General features: G+C 73.0%; 16 protein-coding genes. 4 read left to right on the top strand and 12 right to left on the bottom strand.

The features are described from left to right. Window positions 1–7 precede the first annotated feature (7 nt). Both nusA and rimP read right to left on the bottom strand, forming a co-directional pair. On the bottom strand, window positions 8–1,039 hold the full coding sequence (gene nusA, locus ACU6P3_RS25495; protein WP_051765803.1) for a transcription termination factor NusA: 1,032 nt from the start codon (window positions 1,037–1,039) through the stop codon (window positions 8–10). Between the two features lie 2 nt (window positions 1,040–1,041). Next, window positions 1,042–1,539 carry a ribosome maturation factor RimP gene (gene rimP, locus ACU6P3_RS25490; RefSeq protein WP_030753775.1) on the bottom strand — a complete coding sequence of 166 codons (498 nt, stop codon included), beginning with the start codon at window positions 1,537–1,539 and terminating at the stop codon, window positions 1,042–1,044. 150 nt (window positions 1,540–1,689) lie between these two features. Between rimP and ACU6P3_RS25485 the strand changes: the two genes are divergently transcribed. The 3 genes from ACU6P3_RS25485 to ACU6P3_RS25475 are packed head-to-tail and all read left to right on the top strand — an operon-like array spanning window position 1,690 to window position 3,586. Further along, window positions 1,690–2,208, top strand: a complete 519-nt coding sequence (locus tag ACU6P3_RS25485; protein WP_344271418.1) for a hypothetical protein — start codon at window positions 1,690–1,692, stop codon at window positions 2,206–2,208. After that, window positions 2,205–2,627: a ferritin-like domain-containing protein gene (locus ACU6P3_RS25480; RefSeq protein WP_447194265.1), complete on the top strand. Its 423-nt coding sequence runs from the start codon at window positions 2,205–2,207 to the stop codon at window positions 2,625–2,627. The genes ACU6P3_RS25485 and ACU6P3_RS25480 overlap by 4 nt, the downstream gene beginning before the upstream one ends. 50 nt (window positions 2,628–2,677) lie before the next feature. Beyond that, window positions 2,678–3,586, top strand: coding sequence for an aminoglycoside phosphotransferase family protein (locus tag ACU6P3_RS25475; RefSeq protein ID WP_447194264.1), 909 nt, complete (start codon window positions 2,678–2,680; stop codon window positions 3,584–3,586). Between the two features lie 334 nt (window positions 3,587–3,920). Here ACU6P3_RS25475 and ACU6P3_RS25470 read toward each other — a convergent pair whose 3' ends face one another. From ACU6P3_RS25470 to dxr, 6 genes are all read right to left on the bottom strand, one after another. After that, complete coding sequence (locus ACU6P3_RS25470; protein WP_447194263.1) at window positions 3,921–5,615, bottom strand: proline--tRNA ligase; 1,695 nt, start codon at window positions 5,613–5,615, stop codon at window positions 3,921–3,923. 105 nt (window positions 5,616–5,720) lie between these two features. Next, the gene (locus ACU6P3_RS25465) at window positions 5,721–6,290 is read right to left on the bottom strand and encodes a GNAT family N-acetyltransferase (protein ID WP_447194262.1); all 570 of its coding nucleotides are present in this window, start codon (window positions 6,288–6,290) and stop codon (window positions 5,721–5,723) included. A gap of 16 nt (window positions 6,291–6,306) precedes the next feature. Beyond that, complete coding sequence (locus tag ACU6P3_RS25460; protein ID WP_447198071.1) at window positions 6,307–7,149, bottom strand: GNAT family N-acetyltransferase; 843 nt, start codon at window positions 7,147–7,149, stop codon at window positions 6,307–6,309. A 170-nt stretch (window positions 7,150–7,319) separates the two neighbouring features. Next, window positions 7,320–8,474, bottom strand: coding sequence for a flavodoxin-dependent (E)-4-hydroxy-3-methylbut-2-enyl-diphosphate synthase (gene ispG / locus ACU6P3_RS25455; protein WP_030753756.1), 1,155 nt, complete (start codon window positions 8,472–8,474; stop codon window positions 7,320–7,322). 199 nt (window positions 8,475–8,673) lie between these two features. After that, window positions 8,674–9,975 carry a M50 family metallopeptidase gene (locus tag ACU6P3_RS25450; RefSeq protein WP_447194261.1) on the bottom strand — a complete coding sequence of 434 codons (1,302 nt, stop codon included), beginning with the start codon at window positions 9,973–9,975 and terminating at the stop codon, window positions 8,674–8,676. Next, window positions 9,972–11,261: a 1-deoxy-D-xylulose-5-phosphate reductoisomerase gene (gene dxr, locus ACU6P3_RS25445; RefSeq protein ID WP_447194260.1), complete on the bottom strand. Its 1,290-nt coding sequence runs from the start codon at window positions 11,259–11,261 to the stop codon at window positions 9,972–9,974. Before dxr ends, ACU6P3_RS25450 begins: the two co-directional genes overlap by 4 nt. 582 nt (window positions 11,262–11,843) lie before the next feature. Between dxr and ACU6P3_RS25440 the strand changes: the two genes are divergently transcribed. After that, window positions 11,844–13,070 carry a glycoside hydrolase family 64 protein gene (locus ACU6P3_RS25440; protein ID WP_447194259.1) on the top strand — a complete coding sequence of 409 codons (1,227 nt, stop codon included), beginning with the start codon at window positions 11,844–11,846 and terminating at the stop codon, window positions 13,068–13,070. Between the two features lie 71 nt (window positions 13,071–13,141). Here the strand turns inward: ACU6P3_RS25440 and ACU6P3_RS25435 are convergent, their stop codons facing one another. From ACU6P3_RS25435 to ACU6P3_RS25420, 4 genes are all read right to left on the bottom strand, one after another. After that, window positions 13,142–15,130: an acyl-CoA dehydrogenase family protein gene (locus ACU6P3_RS25435; RefSeq protein ID WP_447194258.1), complete on the bottom strand. Its 1,989-nt coding sequence runs from the start codon at window positions 15,128–15,130 to the stop codon at window positions 13,142–13,144. Window positions 15,131–15,275: 145 nt separating this feature from the next. After that, window positions 15,276–16,721: an aldehyde dehydrogenase family protein gene (locus ACU6P3_RS25430; protein WP_447194257.1), complete on the bottom strand. Its 1,446-nt coding sequence runs from the start codon at window positions 16,719–16,721 to the stop codon at window positions 15,276–15,278. 263 nt (window positions 16,722–16,984) lie between these two features. Continuing rightward, window positions 16,985–18,604, bottom strand: a complete 1,620-nt coding sequence (locus ACU6P3_RS25425) for a PucR family transcriptional regulator (RefSeq protein ID WP_447194256.1) — start codon at window positions 18,602–18,604, stop codon at window positions 16,985–16,987. A 202-nt stretch (window positions 18,605–18,806) separates the two neighbouring features. Continuing rightward, window positions 18,807–21,035 (bottom strand): ATP-binding protein, encoded by a 2,229-nt coding sequence (locus ACU6P3_RS25420; RefSeq protein WP_447198070.1) that lies wholly within the window; start codon window positions 21,033–21,035, stop codon window positions 18,807–18,809. Between the last annotated feature and the right edge of the window lie 27 nt (window positions 21,036–21,062).

Below are 21,062 nucleotides of genomic sequence, written 5' to 3'. Positions count from 1 at the left end.
CAGAAGATCACGCCGGGTCGCCGCCGGAGCGCGCTCCGGAGCGCTCGCCGTCGTCGTCCGTGCGCTCCGTGTCCGGGCGGATGTCGATGCGCCAGCCGGTGAGCCGGGCGGCGAGTCGGGCGTTCTGGCCCTCCTTGCCGATGGCCAGCGAGAGCTGGTAGTCCGGCACGGTCACCCGCGCGGAACGGGCCGCGAGGTCCACCACCTCGACCTTGCTGACCCGGGCCGGCGACAGCGCGTTCGCCACCATCTCGGCCGGGTCGTCGGACCAGTCCACGATGTCGATCTTCTCGCCGAGCAGCTCGGCCATGACATTGCGCACACGCCCGCCCATCGGGCCGATGCAGGCGCCCTTGGCGTTGAGCCCGGAGCGGGTGGACCGCACGGCGATCTTGGTGCGGTGGCCGGCCTCGCGGGCGATCGCCGCGATCTCGACGGAACCGTCCGCGATCTCGGGGACCTCCAGCGCGAAGAGCTTCTTCACGAGGTTGGGGTGCGTACGGGACAGGGTCACCGACGGGCCCCGCACGCCCTTGGCGACGCGGACCACGTACGTCCGCAGCCGCAGGCCGTGCGTGTACTCCTCACCCGGCACCTGCTCCTGCACCGGAAGGATGGCTTCCAGCTTGTCGTCCAGCTTCACCAGGACGTTCTTGGGGTCCTTGCCCTGCTGCACCAGTCCGGCCACCACATCGCCCTCGCGGCGCGCGTACTCCCCGAAGGTGACGTCGTTCTCGGCGTCCCGCAGCCGCTGCTGGATGACCTGGCGCGCGGTGGTGGCCGCGATCCGGCCGAAGTCCGACGGCGTGTCGTCGAACTCCTTGGGCTCCTGGCCCTCCTCCAGGTCCGCCGGGTCCTCCGTGGCCCAGACCGTGACGTGGCCGGTGTCGCGGCTGAGCACGACCCGGGCCCGGCGGTAGCTGCCCTCGGTCCGGTGGTAGGCGATGAGGAGGGCCGATTCGATCGCCTCGACCAGCAGATCGAAGGGGATCTCCTTCTCTTGTGCCAGCCCCTTCAGGAGCTTCACGTCGATGTCCACGGCTACGCCTCCTCTTCCTTCTTGTCCTTGCGGCTGAACTCGACCTCGACCCGCGCCTTGGCGATCTGCCCGAACTCCACCCGGCGGGCGGTGGGCTTGCGGCCCTTCACGCCCGGCACTTCGAGATCGAGACCCGCGTCGTCCACGTCCAGGATCCGCGCCACGAGCTCGCCGCCCTCGTGCAGGTGGAACCGGGCCAGCCGGCCGGTGGCGCGCAGGTAGTGGCGGCGCTCGGTCAGCGGGCGCTCGGCGCCGGGGGAGGTCACTTCGAGCTGGTACTCGTCCTCGCCCATCGCGTCCGACGCGTCGAGCGTGTCGGAGATGGTGCGGCTCAGCTCGGCACACGCGTCGAGGTCCACGCCCTCGTCCGAATCGACCACGACTCTCAGCACACGTCGCCTGCCCGCCCGGGACACCTCGATCTCCTCCAGATCCAGGTCCTTCGCGCTGACGAGCGGTTCCAGCAGTCCGCGCAGCCTTTCGCTCTGGGTGGTGCTCATCCGGGTGACTCCTCGGCCGCGTGTGCTGTTGTGGGATCGTCGTGTGTCAGATCAAAGGGTATCCGGTTCCCAGGGGTGTTGCCGTCCACCTTCGAGTGACCGCGGGTACGCTCCCTATGATGATCATCTCTAGTCCCTGAGGAGAGACGCGTGGGGCGCACGGGGCCGGCACGGGGGACATCACGCGGGGCGGCGACCCGCCGAGGGGCGCTCATCGCCCTGGGCGCGGGCCTGTTGACCGCCTGCTCCTCCGCCGACACATCGGGACGGGACGGAACGGCCGAGGCCGCGCGGGCCGAGGAGGCACTGCGCCGACGTTCCGCGAACACCAGTCGGGAGCTGCTGCGTCAGTACGACGCGGTGCTGGCCCGGCACCCCGGCGAGCGCGCCCGGCTCACGCCCCTGCGGACGGCGGTGGCCCGGCAGGTGACCGCGCTGACGCCGCCGCACTCGACGGCCCCGTCCCCCTCGGCGAGCGCCGGCACCGCCGCCGTCGCCGCGGACCCCGGGCGGGCGCTGCGGGCCCTGGCCGCGGCCGAGCGCGGCACGGCGGACCGGCACACGGCGGCGCTCGTGGACGCGCCGCCCGAACTGGCCCGGCTGCTGGCCTCCGTGGCGGCCGCCGGCGCCGCCCACGCGTACCTGCTGACGGAAGGATTCGGCAGTTGAGCACCGGTGCCCTCCAGGCGGCCACGGCCGCGCTCGCCGCGGAGCACGCGGCGGTGTACGGATACGGGGTCGTCGGCGGCCGGATCGACGCCGCGCGCCGCGCGGAGGCCGCGGCCGCCCATGACGCGCACCGTGCGCGCCGTGACGCGCTGGCGCGCACGGTCCGCGACCTCGGCGGGAAGCCTCGCGCGGCCGAGGCCGCGTACGCCCTGCCGTTCGCGGTGCCCGACTCGGCCTCGGCCGTGCGGCTGGCCACCGTGCTGGAGGACCGGATCGCGGCCGTCTACGCCGACCTCGTGCGGGCCTCGCGGGGGGCGCTGCGCCGGGAGGCGGCGGGCGCGCTCCGGGACGCGGCGGTCCGCGCGGCGCGCTGGCGCGGCACCGGCGTAGCCTTTCCTGGGCTCGCCGAGCGTGCGTGAGCCCGCCCCGAGGGCTCGCCGAACCATCTTGGAAAGGGATCACCGCGCGTATGGGTTTCGAACCGCCCCAGCGACTGGCGCGCACCCTCGGCGAGAGGTACGGGGACGGCGCCGTGGCCGAGTGGATCGGGCGGCTGCCGACGCTGGCCGGCCAGGCGGCGGCCCGGCGCGGGCTGGAGGTCGAGCGGGTGGTGGCGCCGGGCGGCATGAGCAGTCTGATGGTGCTCGTCCGCAGGCCCGACGGCAGCCCCGCGACGCTCAAGATCGCCCCGCCGTTCGCGGCGCCCGAACTCCAGCGCGCGGCGCTGGCGCACTGGAAGGGCTGGGGCGCGGAGGAACTGCTCGACCCCGCCGGCACCGCGGACGACGCGCTCCTGCTGGAGCGGCTGCACCCGGAGCTGTCGCTGCGCTCCCTGCCCGAGGCGAAGGCGCTGCTGGAGGCGGCGGGGACGGCGCGGCGGCTGTGGGTGGAGCCGCCGGAGGGCCACCGCTTCGAGACGGTGGCCGACCGGACGGCGCGGCAGGCGGCGGAGCTGCGGGCCGCCGCGGCGGCGGACGAGTCGGTGGCCCAGCTGGTCCCGGCGGCGCTGGAGACGCGCGAGGAACTGTGCGCCACCGCGACGGAGACGCTGCTGCTGCACGGCGCGTTCCGCCAGGGCAAGGTCCTGGCGGGCGACCGCGCCCCGTGGCTGGCCGTCGGCCCCGACCCGCTGGTCGGCGAACGCGCCTACGACCTCGCCCGCCTGGCCCGCGACCGCGCGGAGGACCTGGTCGCCGCCGCCTCGGGCCCCTCCTCGGCCCGCCGCCGGATCACCAGGCTGGCGGACTCCCTTGACCTGGACGCCGAGCGAGTACGGGGCTGGACGCGGTACCGCTCGGTGGAGTCGGCGATGCGCGCGCTGCGGGCGGGGCGGCGGCAGGCGGGCGAGGTGCTGCTGGAGTTCGCGAGCTGGCTCTGACCCTGCGGGGTGCGTGGCCGGTGGGGGCCGGTGGTCGTGTGCGGGTTGTCGCCGGAGGCCGTTCCGGGGCTCGCGTCCCACCGGCCAGACCGAAACCACCCGGCGGCCCGCAGGTGACCACCGGCGGGAGGGGGCCGGGGTCGCAGGAGGTGCGTGTCCGGACACTAAAGCGTGATGTGTGACGCGCGACGACCGCCCGGCATCACACGTCCGCCTCATGCGCGTCGTAAATCATGCCGTCCGGACATGTACCTCCGGAGGCCCCGGCCCCCGCACCACCCACCGCCGGACGGCACCGCCCCCCGCACCCGCACCGCGCCAGCGGACCCGGCGGCTACCGCGCCGTCAGACGCGACACCGCCTCCGCCACCGGCAGTTCCTCCCGCTCCCCCGTCCGCCGGTCCTTCAGCTCCACCACGCCCTCGCCCGCGCGCCGCCCCGCCACGACGATGTGCGGCACACCGATCAGTTCCGCGTCGGTGAACTTCACACCCGGCGAGACACCCTGCCGCTCGTCCACCAGCACCCGCAGACCCGCCGCGGCGAGCTGGTCCGAGATCTCCAGGGCCAGCTCGGTCTGGAGGGCCTTGCCCGCCGCCACCACGTGGACGTCCGCCGGGGCGATCTCCTGGGGCCAGCACAGGCCCTGCTCGTCCGCCGTCTGCTCGGCCAGCGCCGCCACTGCGCGCGAGACGCCGATGCCGTACGAGCCCATGGTCACCCGCACCGGCTTGCCCTGCTGACCGAGGACGTCCAGCTGGAAGGTGTCCGCGTACTTGCGGCCGAGCTGGAAGATGTGGCCGATCTCGATCGCGCGGTCGAGCTTGAGGCCCGTACCGCACACCGGGCAGGGGTCGCCCTCCTCGACCACGACGACGTCGAGGTAGTCGTCCACCTCGAAGTCCCGCCCGCACACGACATCGCGCGCGTGGGTGTCGGGCTTGTTCGCGCCGGTGATCCAGGCGGTGCCGGGCGCGACCCGCGGGTCGGCGATGTAGCGGATCTTCAGGCCCTGCGGACCGACGTAGCCGCGGACCAGGTCGGGCCGGTCCTCGAAGTCCTCCGCCGAGACCAGCTCGACCACCGCGGGCGCCAGGTGCTCGCCGAGCTTGCCCAGGTCCACCTCGCGGTCGCCGGGCACGCCGACCGCGACGATCTCGCCGTCGACCTTGACGAGGAGGTTCTTCAGGGTCGCGGAGGCCGGCACGCCGAGGTGCTCGGCGAGCGTCTCGATGGTCGGGGTGTCGGGGGTGTCCAGCTCCTCGACGGGGCCGTGCTCGGTGGTCCCGGGGGCCGGCGCGGCGAAGGTGACGGCCTCGGTGTTGGCCGCGTAGTCGCAGTTCGGGCAGTCCACGAACGTGTCCTCGCCGGCGGCGGCGGGGGCCAGGAACTCCTCGGACGCCGAGCCGCCCATCGCGCCGGACACCGCCGACACGATGCGGTAGTCGAGGCCGAGCCGGGCGAAGATCTTGCGGTACGCCTCGCGGTGCAGCGCGTACGACTCGGCGAGGCCCTCGTCCGTGGTGTCGAAGGAGTACGAGTCCTTCATCTGGAACTCGCGCCCGCGCAGCACGCCCGAACGCGGCCGGGCCTCGTCGCGGTACTTCGTCTGGATCTGGTAGAGCATGACCGGCAGGTCCTTGTAGGACGTGCACTGGTCCTTGACGACCTGGGTGAAGATCTCCTCGTGGGTCGGGCCCAGGAGGTAGTCCGCGCCCTTGCGGTCCTTCAGGCGGAACAGCAGGTCGCCGTACTCGTCCCAGCGCCCGCTCGCGTCGTACGGCTCCCGGGGCAGCAGCGCGGGGAGCAGCACCTCCTGCGCGCCGATCGCGTCCATCTCCTCGCGTACGACGCGCGAGATGTTGTCGAGCACCTTCTTGCCCAGCGGCAGCCAGCTCCAGATGCCCGCTGACGTGCGGCGGACGTATCCGGCGCGGACGAGCAGCTGGTGGCTGAGCGTCTCGGCGTCCGCCGGGTTGTCGCGCAATGTCTTGGCCATCAAACGGGACATGCGCTGGACCTGGGACATGGGGTGCTCTCCTGCGTTCTCTCGGCTGATGCCCTGGAGGTTAGCCGGGGCATGGCGGCAGGCGGAAATCAGTAACGCTCCGGACCCGGTCGCCCCCGCCCCGTCTCACTCGGCCCGGCGCAGCGGCAGCGGGGCGCCCATCACCGCGTACGGCCGGGGCGCGCTCGGGAAGTGGACCTGGCGGGCGAGGTCCACGTACCCGAGTGAGCGGTAGAGCCGGCGGGCCGGGCTCTCCGTGTCGATCGCGGACAGGATGGACCGGGGCTGTGCGGCGCCGTCCGTGAGGGCGGTGATCAGGGCACGGCCGATGCCCCGGGCCTGGAATTCGGGGTGGACGTGCAGTTCGGTGATCGCGAAGGAGTCGTCGAGCCAGCCGTCGGTGCCGGTGGCGCGCAGATACGGTTCGACGACCGTGGACCACCAGTGGGACCGTTCGTTGGGCATTCCGTAGACGAATCCGACCAGGCGCCCCGTGCCGGTGGTCGCGGCGAGGGCGCGGCAGCCCGGGTACATGGTGTGTCGGAGGACGATGTGGCGCCGTACCTCGATCTCGTCCTCGCCGAGCCCGAACGCGAGGGCCTGCACGGCGAGTGCCTCGTTCACCCGTGCGGCGAGATTGACCGGCCCTACCTGGACGTCGGGGGTCCGGGGGGCGGCCCCGGGGATGATCGGCATGGGCCGAACCCTACTTTCAGAACAGCACGCTCATGAAGGCGCCCACTTCACGGAAGCCGACGCGCCGGTAGGCGGCCCTGGCCGGGGTGTTGTAGTCGTTCACGTACAGGCTGACCACCGGCGCGACATCGGCCAGCGCGTAGCGTATGACCGCCGCCATGCCCGGTGCCGACAGTCCGTGACCGCGGTACTCGGGGTGGACCCAGACGCCCTGGATCTGGCACGCGTGCGAGGTGGCCGCGCCGATCTCGGCCTTGAACAGCACCCGTCCGTCCTCGATGCGGGCGAACGACCGCCCGGATCCGACGAGTTCGGCGACGCGCGCCTGGTAGAGCAGTCCCCCGTCACCGGCGAGCGGCGAGACGCCGACCTCCTCGGTGAACATGGCCACACAGGCGGGCATGATCACGTCCATCTCGTCCTTGCGGATCCTGCGGACGTAGGGATCGGGCCGCACGGTGGCGGGGGCCTGTTCGGTGACCATCAGCGGCTGATGGGCGCGGACCTCGCGGGCGGGGCCCCAACTCGGTTCCAGCAGACGCCACAGATACGCGGTGGCTTCGGCCGGGCCGACGATCGAGGAACAGCGGCGGCCCGCCCTGCGGGCCCGTTCGGCGAAGCCGCGCACGGCGTCGGGGGTGGCGCAGATGGGGACGAGGTTGGCGCCGGAGTAGCACAGCGAGCGCAGCCGCCCGCCGTCGTACCAGCCCCACATCTCGCCGCCGAGGCGCCAGGGGTCGAGCCCGGCGACCTGGACACGGGAGGTCACGAAGGCGTTGGCGACGGGCTCGCTCTCCAGTACGGCGAGCGCGGCGCCGAGATCGCCGGGTTCGAGGACCCGAGTGGTGGTCTGCGTCAACACGAGGGGCCTCACCATACGGTCTGCTGATTCTCCGCACTGTACCTGGCGTGTTGGGCCCCCGCCGCACCCGGCGGAGTCCCGCTGCCGATGACCCGTGTACCCGGTTCACGGCCGCGGGACGCCGCGGTGCGGGAGCCGGTCCGGCCGGCCCCCGGGTCCTGTCCGGTTCAGCTGACCGAGATCTGCGGCTCGCCCGAGGCGACGCCGTCCTTCTCCATCTGCTCGGCGATCTTCATGGCCTCGTCGATGAGCGTCTCCACGATCTTCGACTCGGGTACGGTCTTGATCACTTCGCCCTTGACGAAGATCTGCCCCTTGCCGTTGCCGGACGCGACGCCGAGGTCGGCCTCCCGGGCCTCGCCCGGCCCGTTCACGACGCAGCCCATGACGGCCACGCGCAGCGGGACCTCCATGCCCTCGAGGCCCGCCGTGACCTCGTCGGCCAGCTTGTAGACGTCGACCTGGGCGCGCCCGCAGGAGGGGCAGGAGACGATCTCCAGGCGGCGCGGCTTCAGGTTCAGCGACTCCAGGATCTGGATGCCGACCTTGACCTCCTCGGCGGGCGGCGCCGACAGCGAGACGCGGATGGTGTCCCCGATGCCCTCGCTGAGCAGCGCGCCGAAGGCGACCGCGGACTTGATCGTGCCCTGGAAGGCGGGGCCGGCCTCCGTGACGCCGAGGTGCAGCGGGTAGTCGCACTGCGCGGCCAGCTGCCGGTAGGCGTTGACCATGACGACCGGGTCGTTGTGCTTCACGGAGATCTTGATGTCCCGGAAGCCGTGCTCCTCGAAGAGCGACGCCTCCCACAGCGCCGACTCCACGAGCGCCTCGGGCGTGGCCTTGCCGTACTTCGCCAGCAGCCGGGCGTCGAGCGAGCCGGCGTTCACACCGATACGGATCGGGGTGCGCGTCTCGCCGGCGGCCTTCGCGATCTCCTTGACCTTGTCGTCGAACTGCTTGATGTTCCCCGGGTTGACCCGGACCGCCGCGCAGCCCGCGTCGATCGCCGCGAACACGTACTTCGGCTGGAAATGGATGTCCGCGATGACGGGGATCTGCGACTTGCGGGCGATGGTCGCGAGTGCGTCGGCGTCGTCCTGGGTGGGGCACGCCACCCGGACGATCTGGCAGCCGGAGGCGGTCAGCTCGGCGATCTGCTGGAGCGTCGCGCCGATGTCGGAGGTCCGGGTCGTCGTCATCGACTGCACCGAGATGGGCGCGTCCCCGCCGACGGCCACGTTCCCGACCTGGATCTGACGGCTGACCCTTCGGTCGGCGAGCTTCGTCGGAACGGACGGCATTCCGAGAGAAATAGCAGTCATCTGCTGTGCAACCCCAAGCTGTGGATCAAGGTCCCGAGATCGGCGGGCTCCGTCACCCGAGATTACGCCACCGCCCGTCCGCGGAGCACATCCCGGCCCCGGTCCACCGCGAAAACACGCGGCCGGACACACCTCGTGTCCGGCCGCGCGGAGGGGTGGGAAACCGACCCGGACGCCGGGCCCGCGCCGTGCTCCCCGGTCAGCTGATCTTGACGGGATTGAAGACGTCGGCGACCAGGACGAGCAGCGTGAAGCAGATGAAGATGCCGGCGACGACATACGCGACCGGCATCAGCTTGGCGACGTCGAACGGGCCGGGGTCGGGCCGCCTGAACAGGCGTGCCAGCGAACGCCGCAGGGACTCCCAGAGCGCGCCCGCCATGTGGCCGCCGTCCAGCGGCAGCAGCGGCAGCATGTTGAAGAGGAAGAGGGAGAGGTTGAATCCGGCCAGCAGGAACAGCATCATCGCGATCTGGTTCTGGGCCGGGATGTCCAGCGTCATCACCTCGCCGCCGATCCGTGCCGCGCCGACCACGCCGACCGGCGAGTCGTCCTTGCGCGGGCCGTCCCCGAAGGCGGCGCTCCACAGGTCGGGGATCTTGGACGGCAGGGCGATGATCGAGTGGACGCCGTCCTCCATCATCGTGCCCATCCGCTCGACGGACTGGCCGAAGGACAGCGGGATGATCTCCGTGGAGGCGGCGAAGCCGAGGTAGCCGGCCGGCACGTACTGGTCCGGGACCACCTCTCCGTCGGAGTCCTTCTTCGCCACCATGTTCTTGGCGAGCGTGGCGTGCAGCACCCGCTCCGTACCGTCGCGCTCGACGGTGATGCTGGCGGGGCCGATCGTCCGGCGGATCAGGTCGGAGAGCGTGGCCCAGTCCTCGACGTGCTCGCCGTTGAAGGCGACGATCTTGTCGCCCTCCTTGAGCCCGGCCGCCTGGGCGGGCGAGACCGGGTCGCCCTTGGCGCAGGTGTCGCGCTTCTCGCTCTGCGCGATCACGCACTTCTGCACACCGGCCACTTCGGTGGTCTGGGTCTGGAAGCCGAAGCTCATCGCCACGCCGATGAAGATCACGGCGGCGAGGACGAGGTTCATGAACGGACCCGCGAACATCACGATCACGCGCTTCCAGGGCTTGCGCGTGTAGAACAGGCGCTTCTCGTCGCCCGGTTGCAGCTCCTCGAAGGACGCGGCACGCGCGTCCTCTATCATCCCGCGCCACGGCGAGGTGGAACGCGCCTCGATCCGGCCGTCGGGGCCCGGCGGGAACATGCCGATCATGCGGATGTAGCCGCCGAACGGAATGGCCTTGATCCCGTACTCCGTCTCCCCCTTGCGCCGGGAGAAGATGGTGGGTCCGAAGCCCACCATGTACTGCGGCACCCGGATCCCGAACATCTTGGCCGTGGAGAGATGGCCGAGTTCGTGCAGGCCGATGGAGAAGAGCAGTCCGGCCATGAACACCAGGATGCCGAGGACCGTCAACAGAATCGTCATGCGCGAGCCTCCGCCGGCTGCTGTTCGCCCGATGTCGCTGCCAATGTCGCCGCCTTCTCCCGGGCCCGGGCCCGGGCCCAGGTCTCTGCCTCGAGGACGTCCGCCACCGTGAGCGAGGTCCCTTCGCGGGGGTGGCCGTGCGCCCCGCCGTGTTCCTCCACGACCTCGGTGACCGTATCCATGATGCCGTTGAACGGCAGCCGGCCCGCCAGGAACGCGTCGACGCACTCCTCGTTCGCGGCGTTGAACACCGCGGGGGCCGTACCGCCGAGTTCGCCCACCCTGCGGGCGAGACCCACGGCGGGGAACGCCTCGGTGTCGAGCGGGAAGAACTCCCAGCTCGACGCCTTGCTCCAGTCGAACGCCGGAGCGGCGTCGGGTACCCGCTGGGGCCAGCCCAGACCGATGGCGATCGGCCCGCGCATGTCGGGCGGGGTCGCCTGGGCCAGGGTCGAGCCGTCGCTGAATTCCACCATCGAGTGAACATACGACTGGGGGTGGACGACCACCTCAATCCGGTCGAAGGGAATGTCGTAAAGAAGATGTGCCTCGATCACCTCGAGGCCCTTGTTGACCAGGGTCGCGGAATTGACCGTGATCACCGGGCCCATGGCCCAGGTGGGGTGGGCGAGGGCGTCCTGGGGGGTGACGTGCGCCAGTTCGGCCCTCGTACGGCCGCGGAAGGGACCGCCCGAGGCCGTCACCACCAGCTTGCGGACATCGGCCCGGGTCCCGGAGGCCAGCGCCTGGAAGAGGGCGGCGTGCTCGGAGTCGACGGGGATGATCTGGCCGGGCCGGGCCACCGCCGTGACCAGCGGGCCGCCGACGATCAGCGACTCCTTGTTGGCGAGCGCCAGCGTGCGGCCGGCCGTGAGCGCGGCGAGGGTCGGGGCGAGGCCGATGGAACCGGTGATGCCGTTGAGCACGGTGTGGCAGTCGGAGGCCGCGAGGTCCGTGGCCGCGTCGGGTCCGGCGAGGATCTCGGGGAGCGGTTCGCCCGTCCCGTACCGCTCCCCGAGCGCCTCCCGGAGCGCGGGGACGGCGTCCTCGCGCGCGACCGCGACGGTGCGCACCCGCAGCCGCCGGGCCTGCTCGGCGAGCAGGTCGACCCGGCCGCCGGCGGCGGACAGCGCGGTGACGCGGAAGCGGTCGGGGTTGCGCAGGACCAGGTCGATGGCCTGCGTGCCGATGGAGCCGGTGGAGCCGAGGACGACGACGTCCCGGTGGCCTTCGACCGGGTCGAAGGTGGTGTGCGGATCGGCGAGAGGGGATGGGCTGTCGCTCATGCCCCCATTCTCGCCTCATCCGCGAGGGCCCCGGACACGCGGCCCGGGCGGAGAGCGCGGCCGGTGTCCGGGCGCGGTGCGCGCCGCGGAGTGCGCGGGGTGTGGTGCGCGGGGCGGTGTGTGGGGGTGTGGGGCGGTGCTCGGCGTGGTGCGCGTCGTCTCGCGGATCGTGGTGCGCGTCGCCGCACGGTGTGGTGCGCGTCGCACCGCGGCGGAATGCGTGGCCCCGGGCGTACGCCTGTGCGCTGCGCGCCGCGGCGTGCGGGGCCGCTGACCGCCGTCACGACGGCCTCGAGAGTCCCAGGTCATCCACCCGGAGCGGGGCCGGCGCCCAACGGGCCGTCCGCGCCGTGGAGCCGCGCCCCGGACGGCGAGGCACGTCACGCGGCACGGGCGGAGGCGCCCCGTCGAGACAGCGGCGGGTTGTCGAGCACCGGGGTGGCGTCCCTCCACCCGTGCTCGGCGGCACCTGCCCGACGCGCCGTCACAAGGTGTGCACAACCGCACAGTTCGTTGACACATCCTTCTCGCGGCCTGATTCTGAGAGCGCTCTCAGAACCCCCACACCCAGGAGGCAGAGCCGTGCCCCCCATACGCAAACCGCTGGTCTCACTGACCGCCGCCGCGCTCCTCACCACCGGCCTCGTGGCCGCCGGACCCGCCACCGCGGCGCCCGGCAAGGCCGCGCCGGAGGCCGGGAACACCGCCGCCGTGCCCGCGACCATCCCGATCACGATCACCAACAAGTCCGGCCGCAACGATCGCGTCTACCTCTACAACCTCGGCACCGATCTCGCGACGGGAAGACAGGGCTGGGCCGACGCGAACGGCACGTTCCACCCCTGGCCCGCCGGCGGCAATCCGCCCACGCCCGCGCCCGACGCGTCGATCGCCGGGCCCGCCAACGGGCAGTCCCTCACCATCCGCCTGCCGAAGTTCTCGGGCCGGGTGTACTTCTCGTACGGACAGAAGCTCGACTTCCGGCTCACCACCGGCGGCCTGGTGCAGCCCGCCGTGCAGAACCCGAGCGACCCGAACCGGAACATCCTGTTCAACTGGACCGAGTACACGCTCAACGACGGCGGGCTGTGGATCAACAGCACGCAGGTGGACATGGTCTCCGCGCCGTACGCGGTCGGCGTCAAGCTCGCGAACGGCACCACGAAGAACACCGGCCACCTCAAGCCCGGCGGCTACAACGCGTTCTACAACGCGCTCAAGTCGCAGTCCGGCGGCTGGGCCAACCTGATCCAGACCCGCTCCGACGGCACGATCCTGCGCGCGCTCTCGCCCGGTCACGCCGTGGGGACCGGGGTGCTGCCCGCGTCCGTGATGAACGACTACATCAACCGGGTCTGGACCAAGTACGCGTCCTCGACGCTGACGGTGACGCCGTTCAAGGACCAGCCGAACACCAAGTACTTCGGCCGCGTCTCCGGCAACGTCATGAACTTCACCAACGGCGCGGGCGCGGTCGTCACCTCGTTCCAGAAGCCCGACGCCGACTCGGTCTTCGGCTGCCACAAGCTGCTGGACGCGCCCAACGACGCCGTGCGCGGGCCGATCTCCCGCACCCTGTGCGCCGGCTACAACCGTTCCACGCTCCTGTCCAACCCCAACCAGCCGGACGCCGACAACGCGAACTTCTACAAGGACGCGGTCACCAACCACTACGCGCGTGCCATCCACGCCCAGATGGCCGACGGCAAGGCGTACGCCTTCGCCTTCGACGACGTCGGCAACCACGAGTCGCTGGTGACCGACGGCAACCCGCAGGCGGCGTTCATCACGCTCGACCCGTTCAGCTGAGCCGCCCGTTCAGCTGAGCCGTGCGGAGCGCGGCGGGTGACCGCCCGCCGCGCTCCGCCAGGCCTCCGTCGTCACCGGATCGGGCGGTGCACGTTCTCCCGCCGCGACGGGCCCGGGGTGGCGTCCGCGATCCAGGGGCCCTCGCCGCTCGGGTCGGCGATGCCCTCCTCCAGCCAGGCGTACCGGCCCGTCAGGACCCCGCCGACGACCCTGCGGTCCAGCTCGTCCGTGTTGGACCACAGCCGGTCGAACAGCTCCTCCACCCGGATCCGCGCCTGCCGGCAGAAGGCGTCGGCCAGCTGGTACGCCTCACGGCCGTGTTCCCCGCGCGAGCGCAGCAGTTCGGCGCGCACACAGGCGGCGCTCATGGCGAACAGCTCCGCGCCGATGTCCACCACGCGCCCCAGGAAGCCCTGTTTGGTCTCCATCCGCCCCTGCCAGCGCGACATGGCGTAGAAGGTGGACCGGGCCAGCCTGCGCGACGTCCGCTCGACGTAGCGCAGCCGCGCCGACAGGTCCGGGTGGCCCGGGTGGTGGAAGGCGCCGTACGCGCCCGGCAGTTGGCCCGGGCCCGCGACCAGTTTCGGCAGCCAGCGGGCGTAGAACGCGCCGGCCCGCGCGCCGGCCTTCGCCTTGTCCCGCGGGGACGCCTCAGGGTCGATGATGTCCCCCGCCACGGCGAGGTGGGCGTCGACGGCCTCGCGGGCGATCAGCAGGTGCATGATCTCCGTGGAGCCCTCGAAGATGCGGTTGATGCGCATGTCGCGGAGCATCTGCTCGGCCGGCACGGCGCGTTCGCCGCGGGCCGCCAGCGAATCCGCCGTCTCGAAACCGCGTCCGCCCCGGATCTGGACCAGTTCGTCGGCCATCAGCCAGCCCATCTCCGAGCCGTACAGCTTGGCCAGGGCCGCCTCGATCCGGATGTCGGTGCGATCCTCGTCCGCCATCTGGGACGCCAGTTCCACGACCGCCTCCAGCGCGAACGTCGTCGCCGCGATGAAGGAGATCTTCGCGCCGACCGCCTCGTGCCGGGCGACCGGTTTGCCCCACTGCTCACGGGCCGCGGACCACTCGCGTGCGGTCTTCAGGCACCACTTGCCCGCGCCCACGCACATGGCGGGCAGCGAGAGCCGGCCCGTGTTGAGGGTGGTGAGGGCGATCTTGAGACCGGCGCCCTCGGGGCCGATGCGGTTCGCCACCGGGACCCGCACCCGGTGGAACCGGGTCACACCGTTCTCCAGGCCGCGCAGGCCCATGAACGCGTTGCGGTTCTCGACCGTGATGCCCGGGGAGTCGGCCTCGACGACGAACGCGGTGATCCCGCCCCGGCCTTCCCCCTGCGTGTCGGCCTGGTAGGCGGGCACCCGCGCCATGACCACCAGCAGATCGGCGACGACCCCGTTGGTCGTCCAGAGCTTCACGCCGTCGAGCACGTACGCGTCCCCGTCCCGCACGGCCGTGGTCGCCAGCCGGGCCGGGTCGGAGCCCACGTCCGGCTCGGTGAGCAGGAACGCCGAGATGTCGGTACGGGCCAGGCGCGGCAGGAACGCGTCCTTCTGCTCCCGGGTGCCGAAGAGCTTGAGCGGCTGCGGTACGCCGATGGACTGATGCGCGGAGAGCAGCGCCCCGACCGCCGGGCTGGCGGAGCCGACCAGGGCCAGCGCCCGGTTGTAGTACACCTGGGTGAGACCGAGACCGCCGTGGCCGGGGTCGATCTTCATGCCGAGCGCGCCCAACTCCTTCAGGCCGCGCACCACCTCGTCGGGGATCCGCGCCTCGCGCTCGATCAACGCCCCGTCGATCTCCGTCTCGCAGAAGGCGCGCAGCTTCGCCAGGAACTCCTCGCCCCGCCTGACGTCGTCGGGCGCGGGCAGCGGGTGGGGGTGGATCAGGTCGAGCCGGAACCGGCCGAGGAACAGCTCCTTGGCGAAGCTCGGCCTGCTCCAGCGCTGTTCCCGGGCGGCCTCGGCGACCTGGCGCGCCTCCCGCTCGGTGACCTTGGGCGTGCCGTGCGGCTCCTGCGGTACGGACGCTTCTGAGGGGACGGAGGGTGCGGACATGGGGAACTCACCTCGCCGGGGAGTGGGGTCCGGACGGTGGACGCGCCAACTGGTACCACTCGTCCGTATCTACCCGATTCCGGCGCACCCCACCAGTCGTCCACCCGGGCGCGCGGGGGCCGGGGCCGCCCGCGCGCCGGTGGTCCTACAGCTCCAGGCCGGTGAACACCATGACCCGCTCGTAGGTGTAGTCGTCCATCGCGAAGCGCACGCCCTCGCGGCCGACGCCGGACTGCTTGGCACCGCCGTACGGCATCTGGTCGGCGCGGTACGAGGGGACGTCGCCGACGATCACCCCGCCGACCTCCAGGGCGCGGTGGGCCCGGAAGGCGGTCTGGAGGTCATGGGTGAAGACCCCGGCCTGCAGGCCGTACTTGGAGTCGTTGACCCGCTGGTACGCCTCGCTCTCGCCCTCCACCCGGCGCAGGGTGAGGACCGGCCCGAAGACCTCCTCGCGGGCGAGCGTGGTGTGGTCGGGCACGTCGGCGAGCACGGTGGGCGCGTAGCTCGCGCCGTCGCGCTTCCCTCCGGTGAGCAGCTGGGCGCCCTCCCGTACGGCCTCGTCGACCCAGGACTCGACGCGCTTGGCGGCGTCCTCGCTGACGAGCGGCCCCACGTCGGTGGCGTCGTCGGCGGGGTCCCCGGTGACCTGGGCCTCGACGGCGGCGACAATCTTGGGCACGAGCCGTTCGTACAGTGAGGCGTCGGCGATCACGCGCTGGACGGAGATGCAGGACTGGCCGCCCTGGTAGTTCGAGAAGGTGGCGATCCGGCTCGCCGCCCAGTCCAGGTCCTCCTCGCTCGCGTAGTCGGCGAGGACGACGGCGGCGCCGTTCCCGCCGAGTTCGAGCGTGCAGTGCTTGCGCGGCACCGAGTCCATGATCGCGAAGCCGACCTTGTCCGAACCGGTGAAGGAGATCACGGGCAGCCGCTCGTCCTGGACGAGGGCGGGCATCCGGTCGTTCGGCACCGGCAGTACGGACCAGGCGCCCTCGGGCAGCTCGGTCTCGGCCAGCAGCTCGCCGAGGAGGAGCCCGGAGAGCGGGGTGGCCGGGGCGGGCTTGAGGATGATCGGGGCGCCGACGGCGATGGCCGGGGCGATCTTGTGCGCGCAGAGGTTGAGGGGGAAGTTGAACGGCGCGATCCCGAGGACGACGCCCCGGGGGAAGCGCCGGGTGAACGCGAGCCGGCCGGTGCCGCCCGCGTCGGTGTCGAGGCGCTGGGAGTCCCCACTGTTGAACCGGCGGGCCTCCTCGGCCGCGAACCGGAACACGGACACGGCACGGCCGACCTCGCCCCGGGCCCACTTGAGGGGCTTGCCGTTCTCGGCGGAGATCAGCCGGGCGATCTCCTCGGTGCGCTCGACGAGCCGGCGCGAGACGTGGTCGAGGGCGGCGGCGCGGACGTGCGCGGGGGTCGCGGCGAACTCGTCGAGCACGGAGTGCGCGGCGGCGACGGCCTCCTCGACCTGCCGCTCGGTCGGCACGGAGACCGTACCGACGACCCGGCCGTCCCAGGGGGACGTCACGTCGAGCGTCTCCTCGCCGGTGGCCTGGCGGCCGGCGAGCCAGAAAGCGTGGGTGGAAGTCATGGCGAGTCCGGGCCCTTCCCAGTAGGCGGGTGGTGATGGCTGGGTGCCTGCTCCCACGGTAGGGGCGGAGCCGCGGGGAACGGCTTGTGCATGGTGGAGCGGTGAGGTGGCGTCGTGCGCCATTTCGTAGCGTCACGGGACTTCGGCGGCCCCGCCGCCCCGCCGCCCCGCGCGGGCGTCCGGCACCGCGCGGCTGCTTGTTCCCCGGTGCCGCGTCGGCGCGGTGGCGGGGCGCCGCCGGGGGCCCAGCGAGGGGCCCCGCCTCAGCCCGTCGGCGGCAGCCGCACCGGCGCGGTCGTCTTCAGCGCCAGCCACAGCTCCATCCGCACGTCCGGATCGTCCAGCGAGCGGCCCAGGATCTCCTCCACCCGGCGCATCCGGTAGCGCAGCGTGTGGCGGTGGACGCCCAGGTCCGCCGCCGCCGCGTCCCACTGGCCGTGGCGCGAGAGCCAGGCGCGCAGGGAGGCGACCAGGTCGCCGCGGCCCTTCGCGTCGTGTTCGCGCAGCGCGCGCAGCATGCCGTCCGCGAACGCCCGTACCGCGTCGTCCGCGAGGAGCGGCAGGATCGAGCCCGCCGCCAGGTCCTCGTGCTCGACCAGCGCGCGACCGCGCCGCCTGGCCACCGACAGCGCCTGTTCGGCCTGTTTGTACGCGCCCGCCGCCGCGATCGGGCCCGTCGGCGCGGAGAGACCGATGACCACGCCGACGTCCTCCGCCTCCCATCCCGCGTACTCGCCGGCGGCCGTGACCACCGCTCCCCTGTCCGCGGCCAGGACAGCCAGCCGCTTCCCGCCGTCCGGCACGGTCAGCGTCGCCTCGCCCGCCCGCGCGGCCGCCGTCTCCAGGGACTCGGCGAGGACATGGAGCGGATGGATGTCCCCGGAGTCCGGCACGGCGTCGGTCACCTCCGCGACCAGCAGCCGGAACGGCGCGTCGAGCAGTTCTCCGTACAGGTCGCCCGCCACGGCCCGCGCGTGGTCCGGCTGCCCGGACAGCAGCATCCGCAGCACCGCCGCGCCGAGGCGCTGTTCCGCCGCCTGGAGGGAGCGGGAGCGCTCGGTGGTGAGGGTGAGCAGCGCCACCGCCGAGTGCACCGCGTAGCGCTCCGCCGTGCCCAGCGCCGACGCCGTGCCGACGGCCAGGGCGCCGCGCATCCGGCGGCCGGTGCCCAGGGAGTGGAGTTCCACCCGGTCGCCCCCGGCCTCCCCCGCGGGCTCCTCGCCGGTCTCCTCCCCGCACCCCCCGGGCTCGCCGGCCACCGTGCTCGCCGGCATCCTCCGCTCCCGCAGCCGCTCGATGTCCGGCGACAGCCGGGCCGCCCGTCGGGCCGCCCACTCGGGCGCCGCGGCGACGACCGCGCCGGACGCGTCGTACAGGGCCGCCCAGCCGTCCACGTGCGCCGCCAGCCGGGCCAGCAGTTCGGACGGCCCGTCGGTGAGCGCGGCGCGGGTCAGTTCCCGCTGTGCCTCGAACCCGGCCGTCACCGCGCGGTACTGGTCCGCCGCGATCTCCGCCGACACGGCCTTGCTGATCGCGAGGAACGGGGTGCGCCGGGGTACGCCCAGCAGCGGCAGGCCGGCCGACCGGGCCGCCCCGAGCAGCGCGTCCGGGATGTCCGGGTAGTTCACACCGACGGCGAAGCCGAGGCCCACCACTCCGGCGTCCACCAGCCGCCGCACGTAGCGCTCCATCTGCTCCGGGTCCTCGGCGTCCAGCGCCGCCGCGGTGATCAGGAGCAGTTCGCCGCCCTCCATGTACGGGACGGGGTCCGCCAGCTCGCTCGCGTGCACCCAGCGCACCGGGGCCATGAGCCCGTCCTCCCCCGCGCGCACGGTGAGTTGGAGCGCCGAATGCTGGACGAGGGAGGCGAGGGTGGGCGGCATGGGGGGAACCGTAGGGCCTTCGGCAGCGGAGGGGCAGGGCCGCGGGCGGCTCCACGGCCCCGTACGCCGTCCCGTATGAACGGCATCCCCTCATTCTGCCAGGTTGTACGACAAGGCGTAGGGGTGCCGGTTATGCCACCCGCACATGGCGGCCCCCGCGCCGGCCCCGTACGCCCCCGTACGCCTGCTCGCCCGGCCGGGCTCAGCTCCGCAGGTCCACCAGCAGCGGCGGCGCGTGCTCGCCCCCCACCGTCCGCAGCGACAGCACCGCGTGGCCCGCCGGCACGGAATGTGCCAGGTCGGACGCGGACCAGCGCTCCCGTTCCACGGTCCGTACGGTCACCGCGTCCGTGGTCACGGCCTTGCCCGTGACGAGCTTGCGGAAAGCGTGGATGGCGCGCGTCAGCGGCTGGTCGGCGAAGACCGTGCGCTGGGTGACGTCCCGGGTCTGCACCCACTCGGTGCCCCAGGCCTCCGCGAACCGCTTGCCGTCCCAGGTGGTGATGCCGGAGAACGCCATCCTGCATCCGACGGCCCCGAGCAGCGCCGTATGCAGTGTCTCGGGTACGTCGTCGAGCGTACGCAGCGTCAGCACCGCGCCCGCGTTCGCCGAGCGCAGCCGCTGCACTCCGCGCAGTGTCTGAGCGGTGAGCGTGCGGGTCGCGTCGTCCAGGACCAGACAGACGAAGAGGGACCGGTCCGCGCGCGCCGCGGCGTGCGCCGTGAACTGCGCCAGCACCAGCCGCGCCAGCGTCCGGGACGCCTCGGCGTGGCCGCGCTCCGGCAGGTCGATCCGGACCCGCAGCGGGTGTTGCAGGGCACGCGGGGAGAACGGCCTGGTGCGCCCGCGCGTGTCGAAGAACCCCGCGAACGCGGGCCGGTCCAGCAACGCCAACCGGTCCGCGAGCGCCCGGCCCGGATCGCCGGGCGTGCCCGACTGCCGCTCGCGCGCGTCGAGTTCCCGCCGCATCGCGCCGTGTCCCCCGGCGTCCAGCGCCTCGCGCAGCGCGGCCAGCGCGGCCGACTCGCCGTCGAGCAGTTCCCGCAGCTCCGGGACGCCGGGCAGCCGCCCGTGCGCCACTCCGAACGGCCCGAGCAGCTGGGCGAGTGCCGTCGTGGCCCGCCTGCCGTCCTGGTCCGCGAGGTCCCCGACGAGCCCTTCGGCGAGGAGGGCGGCGGCCTCGTCCGGATCGTTCGTCCCGCCGTACAGGTCGAGGTCGTGCACCGAGTCCGGATCGCCGACCCGGACGACGACGTCATAGGCGTCGTCGGGTCCGAGCGGGGTGCCGGCGGCGCAGACGGCGACGACCGCGGCCTGCCCGGCGAGCGCCTGGAGCGCCAGCGACTCCACCACCGGCCGGACCAGGGAGCCGGTCTTGCCGGCCCCGGGCGGCCCGACGGCCAGCAGCGACGTGCCCAGCACGGCCGGGTCCAGCGCGAGTCCGGTGCCGCGCCTGGAGTACGGATTGCGCTCCCCGTCCTGGACCGTGCCGAGCCTGACCTGGCGTGCGAGCAGGTCGTGCCGGGCCGCGCGCACGGGCAGGTCCCGCTTGCCGGAGGGGTGGACACAGGCGGCGGCGCCCGTGCCGCGCACGGCCTCGGTGAAGGCCGTGAGCCGGGTGGGGTCGGCGCGCACGGAGAGCCAGGCACGCCGGATCCTCGCGTAGTCGACGTCGTTCATGCGCCCGTCGCGCACCTCGGCGGCGAGCCGGCCGGCGGTCTCGCTCTGGCCGGCGGCCCGCAGGTCGGGCCACTCGGCCGGATCGTCCTCGGGCTCGGGGGGCGGCGGGACCGCCTCCTTCGCCGCCCGGGCCGGCCGGTGACCCAGCACGCGCCGCCCCAGCTCGGCCCACCGGCCGAGCCGCCCGAACAGGACCAGCAGGCCGCCGGCGACCAGCGCGTAGTAGACGTACGCGGCGACGACCGAGGCCATCGTCCCGCGCCAGGAGTCGGGCGTGAACATGTAGAGCGGCCAGAGCCAGAAGCCGCCGAGGTAGTTGTTCCACAGCAGCGACCAGAGCAGCAGTCCGGCGAGGAGCGAGATCAGCGCGCCGCTGACGAGCTGCCGCGTCGGCGTGCGCTCCGGCTCCTCCGGGGGGCGCACGCGATGCCCGTACGCCCAGACGCCCGGCGCGTCCGCGGTCCGCGGCACATGGAGCCACTCGCGCAGCGTGGGGCCGGCGGTCGCGCCGGGGGCGTGCCCCGGCGCGGGCGGCAACGCGCCGGCGCCGAATGGCACGGCCGGAGGCGGCGCGGCCGCGGACGGTACGGCCGAAGGCGGCACGGCGGGTGGCGGCACGGCCGAAGGCGGCACGGCGGGTGGCGGCACGGATGGCATGGGCGGCGGGGTCGGTGGCTGCGGCGGTCCTGCCTGACGCGGCAGGGAAGTGGCGCGAGTGTCCCGTGCGTCGTGCGTGCCGTCGGTTCCCATGTAGCCCTGCCCCCTGCGCAGTCGGTC

It is taken from the genome of Streptomyces hebeiensis (genome assembly GCF_052983195.1).
The sequence above is the reverse complement of the archived record's forward strand: the minus strand, read 5'-3'. Positions and strand labels throughout refer to the sequence as shown.

Excerpts from the sequence above, each read along its gene's own strand:
- ispG (WP_030753756.1), bottom strand. The coding sequence starts at position 8,474 with ATGACTGCTATTTCTCTCGGAATGCCGTCCGTTCCGACGAAGCTCGCC.
- ACU6P3_RS25475 (WP_447194264.1), top strand. The coding sequence starts at position 2,678 with ATGGGTTTCGAACCGCCCCAGCGACTGGCGCGCACCCTCGGCGAGAGG.
- ACU6P3_RS25420 (WP_447198070.1), bottom strand. The coding sequence starts at position 21,035 with ATGGGAACCGACGGCACGCACGACGCACGGGACACTCGCGCCACTTCC.
- rimP (WP_030753775.1), bottom strand. The coding sequence starts at position 1,539 with ATGAGCACCACCCAGAGCGAAAGGCTGCGCGGACTGCTGGAACCGCTC.
- ACU6P3_RS25465 (WP_447194262.1), bottom strand. The coding sequence starts at position 6,290 with ATGCCGATCATCCCCGGGGCCGCCCCCCGGACCCCCGACGTCCAGGTA.
- ACU6P3_RS25450 (WP_447194261.1), bottom strand. The coding sequence starts at position 9,975 with ATGACGATTCTGTTGACGGTCCTCGGCATCCTGGTGTTCATGGCCGGA.
- dxr (WP_447194260.1), bottom strand. The coding sequence starts at position 11,261 with ATGAGCGACAGCCCATCCCCTCTCGCCGATCCGCACACCACCTTCGAC.
- ACU6P3_RS25470 (WP_447194263.1), bottom strand. The coding sequence starts at position 5,615 with ATGTCCCAGGTCCAGCGCATGTCCCGTTTGATGGCCAAGACATTGCGC.
- ACU6P3_RS25435 (WP_447194258.1), bottom strand. The coding sequence starts at position 15,130 with ATGTCCGCACCCTCCGTCCCCTCAGAAGCGTCCGTACCGCAGGAGCCG.
- ACU6P3_RS25430 (WP_447194257.1), bottom strand. The coding sequence starts at position 16,721 with ATGACTTCCACCCACGCTTTCTGGCTCGCCGGCCGCCAGGCCACCGGC.
- ACU6P3_RS25425 (WP_447194256.1), bottom strand. The coding sequence starts at position 18,604 with ATGCCGCCCACCCTCGCCTCCCTCGTCCAGCATTCGGCGCTCCAACTC.